An 18,051-nucleotide genomic window follows, 5' to 3' on the forward strand; every position below is an offset into this window, starting at 1 on the left:
GACTTTTTTATCTTTCCTTCGGCTGGTAATAGGTCTCCACTTCATTTTTGAGATGAGACAGCATGGAAGTTTCCTCAGTTAGCTCCAGAAGAGAGAACCCTTTTTGGATAAGTCTAGCATTATCCGTACAAATCCCAATACGGACATAGCAGATAGCAAGCCTATCGTAGTGCTTCTTTTTCTTGGCATCCTCTAGTAAAGTATAGCAGATTTGTTGACACATATTTTTGTCTTGATGGTATAAGTAAATGGTGGACAGATTGAGTAGGATTGCCATTCGTAAGTCATATAAATGTTGGTAGTTTTTATAGACTTCCAAGCGTTGCAGGATTTTTCCAGTAATGAGATGGAGGTGATCAATGGGAAAGCTGAAAAGGATGGTATTGAGGATTTTTAGGTCATTTTCATACCATGTATCTTGTTTTTCAATTTTTTCCCAAAGTTTTTTGACAGTCTGTTTCACTTGGTCTGACAGTTGCTCTGTACCATGTTGACGGATATGGATGACAATTTCCAGCATATCCCTTATTTCTTCTATAGGCAGGTCGTGGTGGGTCTTGAGATAGTCTTGGCATGTTTCAAAAAAATGAACTAGACTATTACTACCAATGATGGAAGTTATATTGAGATAAGTTTGCATGATTTCTGTTCGTTGGCTCGGTTGATAGAGATGGCAGATGTAGTCAAACTCTTCAAAACTCATATTGATTTGCCGGAGAAGAAATTCCATGTTTTCATATTTGGGAGTTGCTTTGCCACTTTCAATCTTTGATAGGCTAGTTCTTGAGAGGACATTTCCACAGACCTCTTCTTGAGTCAAGCCTTTTGACTCACGTATTTCTTTATAGATATTTCCGAAATCATAACGCATAATTTTCTCCTTTTCGTGAAAAAAGTTAACAAATAATAAAATCCAATTAAAAATATTGTATCATAGTAACAGAAATAGTAAAAAAGAAAACTAAAATAGTGTGTGAAAAAAGTTAACTAATTTTAAAATAGAGTAAAGAAGAGGTATACTATAGATACGAAATACAGATAGGAGGGAAAGAGTATGAATAAAAAAGTTTTTCGTTTTTTAGTTATTCTTGCTTTCTTATTCAGCATTGCTACGGTTTTCCCATGGAACTGGCCGATATAATCTGCTAATGATTTAATAAAGAGAGGAGGGAGCTTACGACACATAGAGATGTAATGTGCTATCATCAGCCATTTGGTGTTAGATTTGTATAGTGATAGGGGGTGATGTTTTTGAAAAGAAATAAAAATGACTATATAGTTGATTTTATTTTTGGTGTCGTTTTCATGGGATTGTTATTGACGGGTTGTTATATTTCATTTTTTCAACCAGATATTTATAGGATTCAAATTATATTTTTGATATTGTTAATATTCCCTATGAGTTATGTTGTCATTAAATATTTTATAAGAAAGTAGGCTTACAAAATGAAAAAATGTTCTCTGTTTCTTTTGACCGTAATTTTTCTTAATATATTCTCTCCAACGGCGTTAGCTTTAGAATCTGCAATGAGTAATAAATCTAATTTGACAACGTCTGATTTTCAATCTACTCCGTCGTATGTTCGTGTTGTAGATTCACATAATCTAGCAATCACAAACGAAGATGGAGTGGTGTCAAAAGTATATATTGATGACGAACACAATGTTTTTGTTGACGGGGTCTTAGAACTAACCTCAGATGAATTTGATGGTATGGTTCAAGTAAGTAAAAATGAAGACCAGTCAACTGAACAGGCTATTATGGCAAGATCAGCTATTACTTGGTATTATCTTGATACACATACTTATAATATTGACTTTCAAAATAGAGGTCGTACAGTTTTGTTAGGTGTTATTGCTTTTCTCATCCCTTATTTAACCCCTGCGATTGGTATTGGTTCAATATTAGATGCCTTATTAGGAGAAGGAGCTCCAGGTATGTATGTAAAACTAAGTAGATACTATCGTAATGGGTATCAATTTTACAAATACTGTTACCATTTTTACTCTGATGAAGCAATGAGATATGAAGTTGCTTATAGAGAAGAAATCAAACGAATGTGGTAATATATTACAATTTATAGTTCTAAGGATAAGGGTCAAAATATTTTTCAAATCAAGGGAGTCAATATGGGACTCCCTTGTATTTCGCTTTCAAAAAGTGTTATAATCAATCCTATTTAAAGACCAGGACTCAGATGTTTACAAATGAATAGCTCTATTTTTTCTGAAAATACTGTATGATATGAAGTAAATATGATAAAAAATTGGTGTTGCATATTTAATGGCATGTGGTATACTTGCTTCTACAACTGTTTTGGTATGTTTCAAAAAAATTGACTAGACCGTTGCTACCAATGATAGAATTCATATTAAGATAAGTTTGCATGATTTCTGTTCGTTGGCTCGGTTGATAGAGATGGCAGATGTAGTCAAACTCTTCAAAACTCATATTGATTTGACGGAGAAGAAATTCCATATTTTCATATTTGGGAGTTACCTTGCCACTTTCAATCTTTGATAGGCTGGTTCTTGAGAGGACATTTCCGCAGACCTCTTCTTGGGTCAAGCCTTTTGACTCACGTATTTCTTTATAGACCTTTCCGAAATCATAACGCATGATTTTCTCCTTTTCGTGAAAAAAGTTAACAAATAATAAAATCCAATTAAAAATATTGTATCATAGTAACAGGAATAGTAAAAAAGAAAACTAAAATAAGCTGGGTGTAATTTTTAAATGGGTTTAACAGTACTATGATGTAACTAGAAAAGGGGTGAAAAAATGTTTAAAAATAAGGAGCTTTTTCGAGTAGTCATGATATTTGTGATAGGAATCATCCTCATTTTAATGACACCCGTCTTATTTAAAGTTGTGATGGAACTATTTTCAAAATAAATAGGCTTCTGTTTTAGGCAGAGGTGTGAATCAGGAGGTTAAGCGATGAACTACAATTTAAAATATCTTTTATCAGGAATATTTGTCCTAGTCTTTATAGGTTTCCTAGTCTGGATGCGTTATTTTAATCAGAAGAAGGAAGAAGCGCATTCGGATGTGTCTTTTGAAGCGAGGTTAGATAGTGAGGTCAAGGACTTATATAAACAACTAGGATTGGGTGAGGAGCCTCATTATTTCTTAGCCTATCGCTACCTACATCCCTGGTTTGATTTGGCGATTTTACCACCAACAGTTGAAATTTTCTTAACTAAAATAGCGCTGGTGATGGTAACCCCAGACGAACTGCTGATAAGAAATCTTGGGAATGGGATGACTTTCACAAGTGAGCATCATCGTGATTTGCGACAAGGCCTTATCCGCATTCCAAAATCAGAGATGAAAGAATTTGAGATTCGTAACTGGAAAAAATTTTTTATATTTGGCGATTTTTTGACAATTAAAACAAGCCAACATAGCTATTATTTGCAGGTTAGAGATGATGGACTTCAAAAAGGAAGTCTTTCTACCAAACATTTCTCAGACTTGAAACGACAAGATTTTCTAGGATTATTGACAGATAAAAGAACATTCTGATTGACAATTGCCCTAACAGCTTATTGTAAACTTTACAAATAAGCTGTAAATACTAGAATCCATTCAGAAAGGCAATTCCTATGAAAAATAAAATTTTAATCATTGTTTATATTTTAGCCTCGCTAATCATCAGTTTTATAATCTTTTCACTTTTGCATATGGATTTTAAATGGTGGACAACTCTGGCTATAAGTGCAGGATTTATTTACACCTACTTAAAATTTAGTAAAAAATAAAAAGCAATTGTACCTATATCGCTTTCGTCTCTTCACGGGAGGTATCTCTATGAAAAAAATCAGTCATCTTTGTATGCTCCTGCTCTTGCTGTGTACTACGTTTTTTGTCCTGAATGTAAATGTTACACGTGAAATAGTGCGGATTCAGGAGATGGGCAAGACAACCTATTCATTTGACTTGTACTTGAAAGATGTCACTAAACCGACAGAAACGATTCTCCAATTTTTTGAAGAGGTTGCAAATCAAGACAAGGTCTCTATTATCAAAGTAGATAATGGCGATGAAGCCGTCAAGGCTGGTGTTTTTGATAAGGAAACCTTTCCCTATCAGGAATTCGGTCTGACTTCTCTTGATTTTTCAAAGAATGAGAAGGGAGTCTACAGCAACCAGGATCTTCCCAATAATCTAGGAACCATTCCCACCTTTTTAAAGGTGAAACTCATTCGACTCCAGACCTTCCAATCTTATATTGAGGATAAATCCCATACTGTAAATGGGCGCTACATGATTACCTCCAGCAAAGAGATAGATCGCGATACCATTCTACAAAAGTGGAGTGATTTTTTCCAGATAGATAAGACGATTTTATTAGAACCCACTTACCGAAGTCAGGTTGGAGTGCTAAATCAAGCTTTGTTGCTATCTATCATTATCTTTATCTTGGCAATCTTACTTGTGATTTTAATGACAGTTTATCAGCCGATGATGGAGATGAAACGAGTGGGGGTTCAAAAGTTACTTGGTTTTCAAAGTAGAGCGATTTTAGCTGGTTTTGTAAAGACTAATTTTTATCTTCTCTTGGGTGGAAGTCTTATCATTGACTTGGGACTATTTTTAGTGCTGGACTATAGACCAAAACTTTTGTTCCCAAGTTTACTCTTATCCCAATTTCTGCTTTTACAGTTGTATTTGTTCATCAGTTGGCTGACCTACCTGATGATTCAGAAAATGACAGTCAGTTCCATGTTGAAAGGTTTTTCATCTGTCAAACTTGGTCTCATCTTCAATTATGTGATGAAAATAGGGACAACTATTTTACTGACGGCCTTACTGATTGGGGTGGGCAGAAGTTTAGAACAAGAAAACAAAGAACTTGCTTATCAGCAACAGTGGGTAAGCCAAGGCAATTACCTGACCTTAGAAACCTTCAAACTCAATGATAACCTGTGGCAAGAAGAGCTAGCAGGGTCAGGGAAATCTACAGATTATTTCTATCGATTTTATCAGGATTTGGTAGAAAAAACGCAGGCGGGCTATGTGCAGAGTAGCAGTCTTCCTGTAAAAAATTTTGTCCAATCAGAACAGATTCAGCAATATCAGTTAACAGATACGGTGGATGTTTACTATGCCAATCGCAATTTTCTAAAGAGCAAGGGATTCAAGCTACCAGATACCGGTATTAAAAAAGTTATTTTGATGCCAGCAAGTACGAAAGGTGAAGAAGATAAAAATCAGCTCTTGGGGAAGTTAATTGCCTTTCATTCGATGAAGTATGAAGAGCAGCAAAAACGAACGATAGAGGAGATGGATGTCGAGATTGCCTATTATGAAGGAGATTGGTCATTTTTCCCATATAGTGATAAGCGAAAGGAAAATCTCCACAATCCAATCATTAGTCTAGTAAATGATCAAGACATGATGTGGGAAGAAAAGACTCGCTTGTCAACGACAGGTTTAAACAACCCGATGAAAGTTGAAAATACAGAACAAAATCAAAAAGTGATTACGGAGTTAGTTGAGAAATTATCAGATGGGAATTATTTAAAATTTTCATCGATTCAAGCCATTCAACAAGAGAAAGTGGATTCTTATAGAGATGCTGTTCGGAATTTTAACCTACTCTTTGCTTTGTTTGGTCTCCTTAGCATGATGATTTCCTACTTTTTACTCGTTACTACTTTCTTGTTGAAGCGCAGGGATATCATTACCAAGAAGTTTATGGGGTGGAAACTGGTCGATCGCTACCGTCCTCTCCTCGTTCTGCTCTTGCTGGGCTATAGTCTGCCTCTTCTAGTCTTGATTTTCTTTGCCCATGCGTTCTTGCCATTTCTGCTGTTTGCAGGCTTTACATGTCTGGATATACTATTTGTGCTAGGCTTGGCTTCTAGGATGGAGAAAAGAAGTCTAGTAGAGTTATTGAAAGGGGGCATCTTATGATTGAGTTGGAAAATATTACCAAAACCATTGGGGGAAAAGTGATTTTGGATCACTTGTCTCTCAGGATTGATCAGGGGGATTTGGTAGCTATTGTTGGCAAGAGTGGTAGTGGTAAGTCGACCTTGTTAAATTTATTAGGTTTGATAGATGGTGATTACAGCGGACGGTATGAGATTTTTGGTCAGACAAATCTAGCGGTCAATTCTGCTAAGTCACAAACAATAATCCGTGAACATATCTCTTATCTATTTCAAAATTTTGCCCTGATTGATGATGAAACGGTCGAGTACAATCTCATGCTGGCGCTGAAATATGTAAAATTGTCCAAGAAAGACAAGCTCAAAAAGGTGGAAGAGATTTTAGAGAGAGTAGGTTTGTCATCTACGTTGCACCAAAAGGTCTCTGAGTTATCTGGTGGCGAACAACAACGAATTGCAGTTGCTAGAGCCATCTTAAAACCCAGCCAGCTGATTTTAGCCGATGAACCTACAGGTTCGCTGGACCCTGAAAATAGAGATTTGGTCTTGAAGTTCCTCTTAGAGATGAATCGCGAGGGGAAAACAGTTATTATCGTGACCCACGATGCTTATGTAGCCCAACAATGTCATCGTATCATTGAATTGGGCGAGGGGAAATGAGTTTGTTCGGCTTCTTTTGACTGGCTGAATACTCATGTTTTCCAGAGAGAAATAGCATAAATACGCCTAGGAATGACATTTTTATGTAATTTTCCTAGGTTTTTCTGTTTTGAATTGAAAAAAATTACAATTTAGGCTTGACAAAGGATGAAGATAGGTGTATTATTTATACAAACAAAAGGAATAAACATAAAGGAGGCTTTGTTATGAATAAGATGAAGAAGGTGTTGATGACGATGTTTGGTTTAGTGATGCTCCCCCTACTATTTGCTTGTAGTAACAATCAATCGGCTGGAATTGAAGCCATCAAGTCCAAAGGGAAATTGGTTGTAGCTCTCAATCCAGATTTTGCTCCATTTGAATACCAAAAAATAGTTGATGGGAAAAATCAGATTGTGGGTTCAGATATCGAATTAGCCAAGGCTATCGCAACAGAACTAGGTGTCGAATTGGAACTATCACCTATGAGTTTTGACAATGTATTGGCTAGTGTTCAATCAGGAAAAGCCGACCTTGCCATATCAGGTGTTTCTAAGACAGATGAACGGAGTAAGGTATTCGATTTTTCAACTCCCTACTATACTTCAAAAAATAAGCTCATTGTCAAAAAATCAGACTTGGCCACTTATCAGTCTGTCAACGACTTGGCGCAGAAAAAGGTCGGAGCGCAGAAAGGTTCAATTCAAGAGACGATGGCGAAAGATTTGCTTCAAAATTCTTCCCTCGTATCTCTGCCTAAAAATGGGAATTTAATCACAGATTTAAAATCAGGACAAGTGGATGCCGTTATCTTTGAAGAACCTGTTGCCAAGGGATTTGTGGAAAATAATCCTGATTTAGCAATCGCAGACCTCAATTTTGAAAAAGAGCAAGATGATTCCTACGCGGTCGCCATGAAAAAAGATAGCAAGGAATTGAAAGAGGCAGTCGATAAAACCATTCAAAAGTTGAAGGATTCTGGGGAATTAGACAAACTCATTGAGGATGCCTTTAAAGCATCCATTGAAAAATAGAAAGAAGGAAAAGAACATGAGTAAAGAAAAAGTAATTTTGGCCTATTCTGGCGGTTTAGACACATCAGTTGCTATTACCTGGCTAAAGAAAGACTATGATGTTGTTGCAGTTTGTATGGATGTGGGTGAAGGGAAAGACTTAGATTTCATCCATGATAAGGCTCTTAAGGTTGGGGCAGTAGAATCTTATGTCATTGATGTTAAGGACGAATTTGCTACAGATTATGTGCTAGTGGCTCTTCAGTCACATGCCTACTATGAACAAAAGTACCCTTTGGTATCTGCCTTGAGCCGCCCTCTTATTTCTAAAAAATTGGTTGAAATAGCGCATCAGACAGGAGCGACTACAATTGCTCATGGTTGTACAGGTAAGGGGAATGACCAAGTGCGTTTTGAAGTATCCATTGCAGCCTTGGATCCCAATTTAAAAGTGATTGCGCCAGTTCGTGAATGGAAATGGTCTCGGGAGGAAGAAATTCATTATGCCAAGGAAAATGGAGTACCTGTTCCTGCTGACCTTGACAATCCCTACTCTGTTGACCAAAATCTTTGGGGACGTGCCAATGAGTGTGGTATTTTGGAAAATCCATGGAATCAGGCTCCAGAAGAAGCCTTTGGCATCACAACTTCTCCAGAGCAAGCTCCAGATACGCCAGAATACATTGAAATTGAGTTTAGTGAAGGTGTTCCAGTTTCCCTCAATGGAGAAGAGCTAAAATTGGCAGATTTAATTCAAAAACTCAATGAAATAGCTGGAAAGCATGGGGTTGGACGGATTGACCACGTGGAAAATCGTTTGGTTGGGATTAAATCAAGAGAAATCTATGAATGCCCAGGGGCGGTGACCCTGCTGACAGCTCATAAGGAAATTGAGGATTTGACGCTTGTGAGAGAAGTAGCTCATTTTAAACCAATCATAGAAAATGAATTATCAAATCTCATTTATAATGCTTTGTGGTTTAGTCCAGCTACACAAGCCTTGATTGCTTATATTAAAGAGACCCAAAAAGTTGTCAATGGGACTGCAAAAGTTAAACTCTATAAGGGAAGCGCTCAGGTCGTGGCTCGGAAATCACCAAATTCACTTTACGATGAAAATTTGGCGACGTATACCAGTGCAGATACCTTTGACCAAGATGCAGCTGTTGGCTTTATTAAGTTGTGGGGACTTCCAACCAAGGTTCATTCTGAGGTTCAAAAAAGCGCTAAATAGGGCGATTGGATAGAGAGGTGGATGTGATATGGCTAAGAATACAAAATTATGGGGTGGTCGCTTTGAAGGTACTGTCGAAGATTGGGTAGAGCGCTTTGGAGCGAGTATATCTTTTGACCAGAAATTAGCTAAATTTGATGTGATTGGTTCTTTAGCCCACGTTCAGATGTTGGGTCAGACGGGTATTTTGAGTTTGAATGAGTCAGAAAAGATTCAAGAAGGCTTGAAAGAGCTTTTAGAAGAGCTAGAGGCAGGCCAACTTGATTTTGATATTGCAAACGAAGATATTCATATGAATATGGAAGTGTTGCTGACAGAAAAAATTGGTCCCCTTGCAGGGAAACTACATACAGCTCGTTCTCGAAATGACCAAGTTGCGACAGATATGCACTTGTATCTCAAGGAACAACTAGGTCATGTCCTAGATAAACTGGCTCATCTCAAGGGTGTTTTATTGGATTTGGCGGAAAATCATGTGGAGACGATCATGCCGGGCTATACCCATCTGCAACATGCCCAGCCTATTAGTTTTGCCCACCATCTGATGGCTTACTACAATATGTTTCAGAGAGACAGTGAACGTTTTGAATTTAACCAGAAGCATACAGATCTATGCCCTCTAGGTGCGGCAGCTTTGGCAGGAACGACTTTCCCCATTGATCGCCAATTGTCTAGCGATTTGTTAGAGTTTAAGCAACCTTATACAAATTCTTTGGATGCTGTTAGTGACCGCGATTTTATCTTAGAATTTCTGTCCAATGCCAGCATACTCATGATGCATATGAGCCGTTTTTGCGAAGAAATGATCAATTGGTGTAGCTTTGAGTACCAATTCATTACCTTGTCAGATACGTTTACAACAGGTTCCTCTATTATGCCCCAAAAGAAAAATCCAGATATGGCTGAGTTGATTCGAGGAAAGACTGGTAGAGTTTATGGGAATCTGTTTGGACTGTTGACAGTCATGAAGTCCTTGCCCTTAGCTTATAATAAGGATCTGCAAGAGGATAAGGAAGGAATGTTTGACACTGTCGAAACGATTTTAAATTCCCTCGATGTATTGGCAGGTATGTTATCTAGCTTGCAGGTAAACAAGGAAAAAATGCAAGAATCAACAGAGAAGGACTTTTCAAATGCAACTGAGTTGGCAGATTATTTGGCAGGGAAAGGCTTGCCATTTAGAGAAGCTCATGAGGTTGTGGGAAGATTAGTGTTAGACTCTATCAAGTCTGCTAAAAATATTCAAGATTGGAGTCTGGAGGAATTGCAAACCTATCATTCCCTCATTGTCGAGGATATTTATGTCTACTTGCAACCTAAAACTGCTGTTCAAAGACGAAATTCCTTGGGAGGTACAGGGTTTGACCAAGTCGAATACCAGATTGCAGTCGCTAAGAAAGCGAATGAAGCTAGAAAGTGCTAGAGTGATAGGTTCAGAATAAGAGGTTGGTAGATTATCAGCCTCTTTCTTGTCTTCTCCAACCAAGCATGTTATAATGAATACTGCTCAAGCGACCTTCAATCGTTGAAGCACACACGACCTTCAATCGTGAATAAACGAATAGATGGGAGACTTACCATGAGTGAGAACTCTAAAACACGTGTTGTTGTGGGGATGAGTGGTGGTGTCGATTCGTCGGTGACGGCTCTTCTTCTCAAGGAGCAGGGCTACGATGTGATTGGTATCTTCATGAAGAACTGGGACGACACAGATGAAAACGGCGTCTGTACGGCGACCGAAGATTACAAGGATGTGGCTGCGGTGGCAGACCAGATTGGCATTCCTTACTACTCTGTCAATTTTGAAAAAGAGTACTGGGACCGCGTTTTTGAGTATTTCCTAGCGGAATACCGTGCAGGGCGCACGCCAAATCCAGATGTTATGTGCAATAAGGAAATCAAGTTCAAGGCCTTTTTGGACTATGCTATGACCTTGGGGGCAGACTATGTAGCGACTGGGCACTATGCCCGAGTGGCGCGTGATGAGGATGGCATCGTTCACATGCTTCGTGGCGTGGACAATGGCAAGGATCAGACTTATTTCCTCAGCCAACTGTCGCAAGAACAACTTCAAAAAACCATGTTCCCACTAGGACATTTGGAAAAACCTGAAGTACGCAGACTAGCAGAAGAAGCAGGCCTTGCGACTGCTAAGAAGAAAGACTCGACAGGGATTTGTTTTATCGGAGAAAAGAACTTTAAAAACTTCCTCAGCAACTACCTGCCAGCTCAACCTGGTCGTATGATGACAGTGGATGGACGCGATATGGGTGAGCATGCAGGTCTGATGTATTATACAATCGGTCAGCGTGGTGGACTTGGTATCGGTGGGCAACACGGTGGTGACAATGCGCCGTGGTTCGTTGTCGGAAAAGACCTAAGTAAGAACATCCTCTATGTAGGCCAAGGTTTCTACCATGATTCGCTCATGTCAACCAGCCTAGAGGCTAGCCAAGTTCACTTTACTCGTGAGATGCCAGAGGAGTTTACGCTCGAATGTACGGCTAAATTCCGCTACCGTCAACCTGATTCTAAGGTGACCGTCCATGTCAAAGGAGACAAGGCAGAGGTCATCTTTGCGGAACCTCAGCGTGCCATCACACCAGGACAGGCAGTTGTCTTTTACGATGGTGAAGAGTGTCTAGGTGGTGGCTTGATTGACAATGCTTACCGTGACGGACAAGTTTGTCAGTACATTTAGATTGACAAATTTTCTCAATTTGCTACAATAATAACAGCAATAGAAATGATGGTCAAAGCTCATGGATGTTGCAGGCTTTTTTGTCCTGCACTTCTTTGGAGTTTTGACTGTTTTTGTGTCGTTTAAGGGAAAGGACAAGAATGATTCAACAAGACTTTCGGACAAAAACAGGAAATACAGTTTTTGGAGTTCGGGCGACAGCCTTGATTCTTCAAAACCGCAAGCTTCTAGTCACCAAAGATAAGGGCAAGTATTACACTATCGGCGGTGCGATTCAAGTCAATGAAAGCACGGAAGACGCGGTAGTCCGTGAAGTGAGGGAAGAACTGGGTGTCAAAGCTCAAGCTGGCCAGCTAGCTTTCGTGGTTGAAAATCGTTTTGAACAGGACGGTGTTTCCTATCACAACATCGAGTTTCATTATTTGGTGGACTTACTTGAAGATGCCCCATTGACCATGCAGGAAGATGAGAAAAGGCAGCCCTGTGAGTGGATTGACTTGGACCAGCTTCAGGATTTCCAACTAGTCCCAGCTTTTTTAAAAACAGCCCTGCCAGATTGGGACGGCCAACTAAGACACATCCATCTTGAGGAATAGGAGAGAAAATGATAGTTAAGTTTATTGCCCATGTACTTGCTCATAGTGGTGATGATTATTTGCTCATTCAGCGTTCGGAAATTAAAAGAGGACAACCCAACGTTTATCCAACTTGTTGGAATATTACTTGTGGGGGGAGAATACATAGTGAGATATTTTTTTATGGGAAAGAGTGTTTTGGATGAGCTTTGGCTTAGTCCTCAATTGATTTATTAATGTGATTATGTTACAATATTCCAATAAAGGAGGGAATGCTATGGATTTTGAAGTTAATGGTGGTAATTGGTCTGATATTTTGACTGAAACAACTAATATTCCTTCTCGATATGATCTTATTAGGCATAAATATTTTGAACACTTAGAAAAACAAATAAATAGAAATGTCATCTGCTATTACTCTGGATGGCTTCAAAATAGGGTTAGTTCCATTGATATAAACGATAGCGATATGGAAGGCTTTATGAGTGTAATGAAAGGTATGGATAGGGAGAAAGGTCTAACTCTACTTTTGCATACACCTGGGGGTGATCCTAATGCTGCTGAGTCTATTGTTTCATATCTCAGGGAAGTTTTTAATGATGATATAGAAGTCGTTATACCACATATGGCTATGTCTGCAGGAACTATGATTTCATGTGCCTCTAAAAAAATTTGGATGGGAAAGCATTCTAGTATTGGACCTGTAGATCCGCAGATTTCGGGTTTACCTGCATATAATATCATTTCTGAATTTGAAGATGCTTATACAGAGTTAGGCCAACCAAATCCAAATGTAGATTACTGGCATATCTTGCTGTCTAAGTATCCGCCCGCTTTTGTAAAGTTTGCACAGGATGCAGTGGCTTTATCTGCTGAACTTATTGAAAAATGGCTTACAGAAGTTATGTTTATTGGAGAAGACAAAAAAGATGTGATTGCTAATATAGTTAAAAACTTAAATGAACATGAAAACTCTAAAGTTCATGCTAGACATTTTAATATAAAATCAGGCCAGGAAATGGGATTAAAGATCTCTCCTTTAGAGAATGATCAAGAATTTCAGAATGCAGTATTGAGTTTACACCATGCTTGTATGGTAACCCTGCAAAATACAAGAGTGTCTAAGATAATCGAAAGCTCCTCGAACGCTTATATGGTGTCGGACAATTAATAAAGGAGGATAGTCATGATTTACACAATGGAACAAATTGAAAAATTATATAGTAGCTTACAAAATACTAAAGAAATAGCTAGGATTAAAGAGATTAAAGAGCTCAAAGAAATTGCTAAATCTGGAAAAATTAGCTCAGAAATCAGAGTAATTACTTATTGATTTTAATATCATATGAGCAGATTGCTAGTATTAACATAGGGTTTTTAGAATATTTTCTAAAAACTCTTTTTGTACTAATAATTGCTGATCTATAAAAATTTTTGAAGAAATTGTGTGATTAAGAGACTGGTAATTTGATGTAATGGATAATTTTGCGAAGAGTTAACTTCCGCGATATGAAGCTTTTAAAGAGAGTGTTGAAGAAGTAGGAGTGAGACTAGATAGCGATTCGTCAATCATAGTACATTTAGATTGACAAATTTTCTCAATTTGCTACAATAATAAAAGCAATAGAAATGATGGTCAAAGCTCATGGATGTTGCAGGCTTTTTTGTCCTGCACTTCTTTGGAGTTTTGACTGTTTTTGTGTCGTTTAAGGGAAAGGACAAGAATGATTCAACAAGACTTTCGGACAAAAACAGGAAATACAGTTTTTGGAGTTCGGGTGACAGCCTTGATTCTTCAAAATCGTAAGCTCCTAGTTACCAAAGATAAGGGCAAGTATTATACTATTGGCGGTGCGATTCAAGTCAATGAAAGCACGGAAGACGCGGTAGTTCGTGAAGTGAGGGAAGAACTGGGTGTTAAAGCTCAAGCTGGGCAACTAGCTTTCGTGGTTGAAAATCGTTTTGAACAGGACGGTGTTTCCTATCACAATATCGAGTTTCATTATCTGGTGGATTTGCTTGAAGATGCCCCATTGACCATCATGCAGGAAGATGAGAAAAGGCAGCCCTGTGAATGGATTGATTTGGATAAACTTGAGGATTTCCAGTTAGTTCCAGCCTTTCTAAAAACAGCCCTACCAGATTGGGACGGCCAACTAAGACACATTCATCTTGCGGAATAGGAGAGAAACATGACATATAATTTTACTGAAGAATACGATATTATTGTAATTGGTGCGGGACACGCTGGGGTCGAGGCTTCCTTGGCCGCTAGCCGTATGGGCTGCAAGGTCCTGCTTGCGACCATCAACATTGAAATGCTGGCTTTCATGCCTTGTAACCCCTCTATCGGTGGTTCTGCTAAGGGGATCGTTGTGCGTGAAGTCGATGCCCTCGGTGGTGAAATGGCTAAAACCATTGACAAGACTTACATCCAGATGAAGATGCTCAACACTGGGAAGGGGCCGGCTGTTCGTGCCCTTCGTGCGCAGGCTGATAAGGAACTTTACTCTAAGGAGATGCGCAAGACAGTTGAAAATCAAGAAAATCTGACCCTTCGTCAAACCATGATTGATGAGATTTTGGTGGAAGATGGTAAGGTTGTCGGTGTGCGTACAGCGACCCATCAAGAATATGCTGCCAAGGCTGTTATCGTGACGACAGGGACGGCCCTCCGTGGGGAAATTATCATTGGAGACCTTAAGTATTCATCAGGTCCTAACCACAGCTTGGCTTCTATTAACCTAGCTGACAATCTCAAGGAACTGGGCCTTGAAATTGGTCGTTTCAAGACAGGAACACCTCCACGTGTCAAGGCTTCTTCTATCAACTACGATGTGACAGAGATTCAGCCAGGAGACGAAGCGCCTAATCACTTCTCATACACTTCGCGTGATGAGGATTATGTCAAAGACCAAGTGCCATGCTGGTTGACCTATACCAATGGTACCAGTCATGAGATTATCCAAAATAACCTCCACCGTGCGCCTATGTTTACAGGTGTGGTCAAGGGAGTGGGACCTCGTTACTGCCCATCAATTGAAGACAAGATTGTGCGTTTTGCGGACAAGGAACGTCACCAACTCTTCCTAGAGCCAGAAGGGCGCAATACAGAGGAAGTTTATGTCCAAGGACTTTCAACCAGTCTGCCTGAGGATGTCCAACGTGACTTGGTTCATTCTATCAAAGGTTTGGAAAATGCTGAGATGATGCGAACTGGTTATGCCATTGAATACGACATGGTCTTGCCTCACCAGTTGCGTGCGACTTTGGAAACCAAGAAAATCTCAGGTCTCTTCACTGCTGGTCAGACAAATGGAACGTCAGGTTACGAAGAAGCTGCTGGTCAAGGGATTATCGCTGGTATCAACGCGGCTCTGAAAATCCAAGGTAAACCTGAGTTGATTTTGAAGCGCAGTGATGGTTATATCGGGGTGATGATTGATGACTTGGTGACCAAGGGAACGATTGAGCCTTATCGCCTTTTGACCAGTCGTGCTGAATACCGCCTCATTCTCCGCCATGACAATGCTGATATGCGTTTGACTGAGATGGGCCGTGAGATTGGTCTTGTGGATGATGAACGCTGGACTCGCTTTGAAATCAAGAAAAATCAATTTGAAAATGAGATGAAACGCCTAGACAGCATCAAACTCAAGCCAGTCAAGGAAACCAATGCTAAGGTTGAGGAGATGGGCTTCAAGCCGTTGACAGATGCAGTGACAGCTAAGGAATTCCTTCGCCGTCCAGAAGTTTCTTACCAAGATGTGGTGGCCTTCATCGGACCAGCTGCAGAGGACTTGGATGATAAGATTATCGAATTGATTGAAACAGAAATCAAGTATGAAGGCTATATTTCCAAAGCCATGGACCAGGTTGCTAAGATGAAACGCATGGAAGAAAAACGCATTCCATCCAATATAGACTGGGATGACATTGATTCTATCGCAACGGAAGCCCGTCAGAAGTTCAAACTCATCAATCCAGAAACCATCGGCCAAGCCAGCCGTATTTCGGGAGTAAACCCAGCAGATATTTCTATTTTGATGGTGTATTTGGAAGGTAAAAATCGTAGTATTTCTAAAACTCTTCAAAAATCAAAATAATACGTCGTCGGCTTCTTACGAATGAGTTCAAAGCTTGGCTTTGATTCATCTACAGCCTCCCATAGTTCCCCGAACTATGGGAGCTAACTCAAGTTATGCTTTCGCCTAGCCTTCTAGTCTGATTTCGATTTTTATTGAGTTTTAATCTCAAAAGAAAGCATAGAGAAAAACAGCTCCGAAAAACCGGGGCTGTTTTGTTGATTTATTCTTCATCTGGTGTGAGGATCATCGGGATGATAATCGGTTCACGTTCGGTATTTTCATAGAGGAAGGGGCGAATAGCGTTGACAATGGCACCATTGACAGATTGCACGCTAGCATCCTTGTTTTTCAGTGCGATACGAATGGCATTGAAGAGGATGCGTTGGCTTTGGCGAATCAAGTCGCCAGACTCTCTCATGTAGACAAAGCCTCGACTGAGGATGTCTGGACCAGATAGAATCATCTGAGACTTGAAGTCAACAGTTGCGACTGCCAGAACGACACCGTCTTCAGATAGATCACGACGGTCTTTGAGGACAGCTGCGCCGATTTCACCGATACGATTTCCATCGACATAGATGTCTTGGGCATTGAAATGGCCTGCGATACGAGCTGAGTCAGCAGTAAGGGCAAGCACATCACCATTGCTCATGATAAAGATATTGTCCTTTTCAACACCAGTATCCACCGCTAGTCCAGCGTGGACTTTTTGCATGCGGTATTCACCGTGGACAGGCATGAAGTATTTTGGCTTAATCAAGCGGAGCATGAGTTTTTGCTCTTGCTGGCCACCGTGTCCAGATGTATGGATATTGTTAACCTTACCGTGGATAACTTCGACACCAGCTTCAGAAATGATGTTAATGAGCTTGTTGACGCTAGTCGTATTTCCAGGGATTGGACTTGAAGAGAAGATAACCGTATCGCCGGGTTGGAGTTGCACCTGACGGTGGGTTCCGTTGGCGATACGAGAGAGGGCTGCCATAGGTTCACCCTGACTACCTGTACAGAGGATGAGAACTTCGCCTGCAGGGTAGTCTTTGATTTCATTTGGCTCGATAAAGGTTCCCTTAGGAGCTTTGATGTAGCCAAGCTCGATTCCGTTGACAATAGCCTTTTCCATAGAGCGACCAAAGACCGCAATCTTACGTCCAGTCTTAACAGCAGCTTCTGTTGCTTGCTGGAGACGGAAGATATTTGAGGCAAAGGATGCAAAGATGATACGTCCTTCAATACCTTGGATAATCTTCATGATGGACTGGCCAACGACTTTTTCAGAGTTGGTAAAGGTTGGCACTTCCGCATTTGTCGAGTCAGACAGGAGACAGAGCACGCCTTCTTCACCAAGCGCAGCCATACGGTGCAAATCTGCTGGTTCACCAACTGGTGTTAAGTCAAACTTGAAGTCACCCGTACAGACAATTTTCCCTTGAGGAGTATGAATGACAATCCCCAAAGGCTCTGGAATAGAGTGAGTCGTTCTAAAGAAAGTTGCCTTGAGGTTTTTAAAGGTTAACTCAGTGTTGTGGTTGATTTCGTAAAGTTTGGCGTTGCGCAAGAGGCCGTGTTCTTCGAGTTTCCCACGAATCAAAGCCAAGGCAAGTGGTCCGGCATAGATAGGGACATTTGCTTGCTTGAGTAGGAATGGAATCCCACCGATGTGGTCCTCGTGTCCGTGTGTAATCAAAACAGCTTTGACGCGGTCGATATTGTCTACGATGTAAGAGTAATCAGGAATGACGTAGTCGATACCCAGCAAGTCATCTTCTGGGAATTTAATCCCAGCATCGACGATGATAATCTCATCTTGGTATTCAATCCCGTATGTGTTTTTCCCGATTTCCCCCAGACCACCGATGGCAAAAACGCCAACTTCTTCAGGTTTAAGAGTGTAGGCCAT

15 protein-coding genes and 2 pseudogenes are annotated in these 18,051 nt (G+C 40.1%); 14 read left to right on the forward strand and 3 right to left on the reverse strand.

Translation table 11 applies throughout. From position 1 onward, the window contains the following. Positions 1–7 precede the first annotated feature (7 nt). On the reverse strand, positions 8–871 hold the full coding sequence (locus tag PCY12_RS02535) for a helix-turn-helix transcriptional regulator (protein ID WP_061438620.1): 864 nt from the start codon (positions 869–871) through the stop codon (positions 8–10). Between the two features lie 674 nt (positions 872–1,545). On the opposite strand from PCY12_RS02535, the gene PCY12_RS02540 reads away from it, so the two are divergent. After that, complete coding sequence (locus tag PCY12_RS02540; protein ID WP_301351387.1) at positions 1,546–2,067, forward strand: hypothetical protein; 522 nt, start codon at positions 1,546–1,548, stop codon at positions 2,065–2,067. 259 nt (positions 2,068–2,326) lie between these two features. Here PCY12_RS02540 and PCY12_RS02545 read toward each other — a convergent pair. Then, positions 2,327–2,620: pseudogene (locus PCY12_RS02545) on the reverse strand (helix-turn-helix domain-containing protein); the annotation flags it as partial. Positions 2,621–2,941: 321 nt separating this feature from the next. On the opposite strand from PCY12_RS02545, the gene PCY12_RS02550 reads away from it, so the two are divergent. The 13 genes and pseudogenes from PCY12_RS02550 to mnmG all read left to right on the forward strand — a co-directional run bounded on the left by PCY12_RS02550 (position 2,942) and on the right by mnmG (position 16,169). Then, entirely contained in the window at positions 2,942–3,529 is a 588-nt protein-coding gene (locus tag PCY12_RS02550; RefSeq protein WP_301351389.1) for a hypothetical protein, read from the forward strand. A 285-nt stretch (positions 3,530–3,814) separates the two neighbouring features. Further along, on the forward strand, positions 3,815–5,923 hold the full coding sequence (locus PCY12_RS02555; RefSeq protein WP_301351391.1) for a bacteriocin-associated integral membrane family protein: 2,109 nt from the start codon (positions 3,815–3,817) through the stop codon (positions 5,921–5,923). Next, on the forward strand, positions 5,920–6,561 hold the full coding sequence (locus tag PCY12_RS02560; protein ID WP_000571037.1) for an ABC transporter ATP-binding protein: 642 nt from the start codon (positions 5,920–5,922) through the stop codon (positions 6,559–6,561). The genes PCY12_RS02555 and PCY12_RS02560 overlap by 4 nt, the downstream gene beginning before the upstream one ends. A 206-nt stretch (positions 6,562–6,767) precedes the next feature. Next, entirely contained in the window at positions 6,768–7,574 is an 807-nt protein-coding gene (locus PCY12_RS02565) for an ABC transporter substrate-binding protein (RefSeq protein ID WP_301351392.1), read from the forward strand. 16 nt (positions 7,575–7,590) lie between these two features. After that, complete coding sequence (locus PCY12_RS02570; protein WP_301351394.1) at positions 7,591–8,787, forward strand: argininosuccinate synthase; 1,197 nt, start codon at positions 7,591–7,593, stop codon at positions 8,785–8,787. A 28-nt stretch (positions 8,788–8,815) separates the two neighbouring features. Beyond that, the gene (argH, locus tag PCY12_RS02575; RefSeq protein ID WP_301351395.1) at positions 8,816–10,210 is read left to right on the forward strand and encodes an argininosuccinate lyase; all 1,395 of its coding nucleotides are present in this window, start codon (positions 8,816–8,818) and stop codon (positions 10,208–10,210) included. A 156-nt stretch (positions 10,211–10,366) separates the two neighbouring features. Further along, positions 10,367–11,488, forward strand: coding sequence for a tRNA 2-thiouridine(34) synthase MnmA (gene mnmA / locus PCY12_RS02580; protein WP_203212598.1), 1,122 nt, complete (start codon positions 10,367–10,369; stop codon positions 11,486–11,488). 140 nt (positions 11,489–11,628) lie between these two features. Then, positions 11,629–12,084 carry an NUDIX hydrolase gene (locus tag PCY12_RS02585; protein ID WP_301351397.1) on the forward strand — a complete coding sequence of 152 codons (456 nt, stop codon included), beginning with the start codon at positions 11,629–11,631 and terminating at the stop codon, positions 12,082–12,084. Positions 12,085–12,092: 8 nt separating this feature from the next. After that, a pseudogene (locus PCY12_RS02590) lies at positions 12,093–12,221 on the forward strand (DNA mismatch repair protein MutT); the annotation flags it as partial. Between the two features lie 119 nt (positions 12,222–12,340). Beyond that, positions 12,341–13,234 carry a serine protease gene (locus tag PCY12_RS02595; protein ID WP_301351398.1) on the forward strand — a complete coding sequence of 298 codons (894 nt, stop codon included), beginning with the start codon at positions 12,341–12,343 and terminating at the stop codon, positions 13,232–13,234. A gap of 15 nt (positions 13,235–13,249) precedes the next feature. Beyond that, positions 13,250–13,396 carry a hypothetical protein gene (locus tag PCY12_RS02600; RefSeq protein WP_185761002.1) on the forward strand — a complete coding sequence of 49 codons (147 nt, stop codon included), beginning with the start codon at positions 13,250–13,252 and terminating at the stop codon, positions 13,394–13,396. Positions 13,397–13,787: 391 nt separating this feature from the next. Continuing rightward, on the forward strand, positions 13,788–14,246 hold the full coding sequence (locus tag PCY12_RS02605) for an NUDIX hydrolase (protein ID WP_173213256.1): 459 nt from the start codon (positions 13,788–13,790) through the stop codon (positions 14,244–14,246). Between the two features lie 9 nt (positions 14,247–14,255). Next, positions 14,256–16,169: a tRNA uridine-5-carboxymethylaminomethyl(34) synthesis enzyme MnmG gene (mnmG, locus tag PCY12_RS02610; protein WP_301351399.1), complete on the forward strand. Its 1,914-nt coding sequence runs from the start codon at positions 14,256–14,258 to the stop codon at positions 16,167–16,169. 202 nt (positions 16,170–16,371) lie between these two features. On the opposite strand, the gene PCY12_RS02615 is transcribed toward mnmG, so the two are convergent. Continuing rightward, positions 16,372–18,051, reverse strand: a complete 1,680-nt coding sequence (locus PCY12_RS02615) for a ribonuclease J (RefSeq protein WP_049509919.1) — start codon at positions 18,049–18,051, stop codon at positions 16,372–16,374.

The sequence above is a fragment of the Streptococcus sp. SPS1 genome (assembly GCF_030439915.1).
GTDB lineage: Bacteria > Bacillota > Bacilli > Lactobacillales > Streptococcaceae > Streptococcus.

Bases quoted from the DNA above. Each gene is read 5' to 3' on its own strand.
- PCY12_RS02535 (WP_061438620.1), bottom strand. From the start codon at position 871: ATGCGTTATGATTTCGGAAATATCTATAAAGAAATACGTGAGTCAAAA.
- PCY12_RS02550 (WP_301351389.1), top strand. From the start codon at position 2,942: ATGAACTACAATTTAAAATATCTTTTATCAGGAATATTTGTCCTAGTC.
- PCY12_RS02555 (WP_301351391.1), top strand. From the start codon at position 3,815: ATGAAAAAAATCAGTCATCTTTGTATGCTCCTGCTCTTGCTGTGTACT.
- PCY12_RS02560 (WP_000571037.1), top strand. From the start codon at position 5,920: ATGATTGAGTTGGAAAATATTACCAAAACCATTGGGGGAAAAGTGATT.
- PCY12_RS02565 (WP_301351392.1), top strand. From the start codon at position 6,768: ATGAATAAGATGAAGAAGGTGTTGATGACGATGTTTGGTTTAGTGATG.
- PCY12_RS02570 (WP_301351394.1), top strand. From the start codon at position 7,591: ATGAGTAAAGAAAAAGTAATTTTGGCCTATTCTGGCGGTTTAGACACA.
- argH (WP_301351395.1), top strand. From the start codon at position 8,816: ATGGCTAAGAATACAAAATTATGGGGTGGTCGCTTTGAAGGTACTGTC.
- mnmA (WP_203212598.1), top strand. From the start codon at position 10,367: ATGAGTGAGAACTCTAAAACACGTGTTGTTGTGGGGATGAGTGGTGGT.
- PCY12_RS02585 (WP_301351397.1), top strand. From the start codon at position 11,629: ATGATTCAACAAGACTTTCGGACAAAAACAGGAAATACAGTTTTTGGA.
- PCY12_RS02595 (WP_301351398.1), top strand. From the start codon at position 12,341: ATGGATTTTGAAGTTAATGGTGGTAATTGGTCTGATATTTTGACTGAA.
- PCY12_RS02600 (WP_185761002.1), top strand. From the start codon at position 13,250: ATGATTTACACAATGGAACAAATTGAAAAATTATATAGTAGCTTACAA.
- PCY12_RS02605 (WP_173213256.1), top strand. From the start codon at position 13,788: ATGATTCAACAAGACTTTCGGACAAAAACAGGAAATACAGTTTTTGGA.
- mnmG (WP_301351399.1), top strand. From the start codon at position 14,256: ATGACATATAATTTTACTGAAGAATACGATATTATTGTAATTGGTGCG.
- PCY12_RS02615 (WP_049509919.1), bottom strand. From the start codon at position 18,051: ATGGCCTACACTCTTAAACCTGAAGAAGTTGGCGTTTTTGCCATCGGT.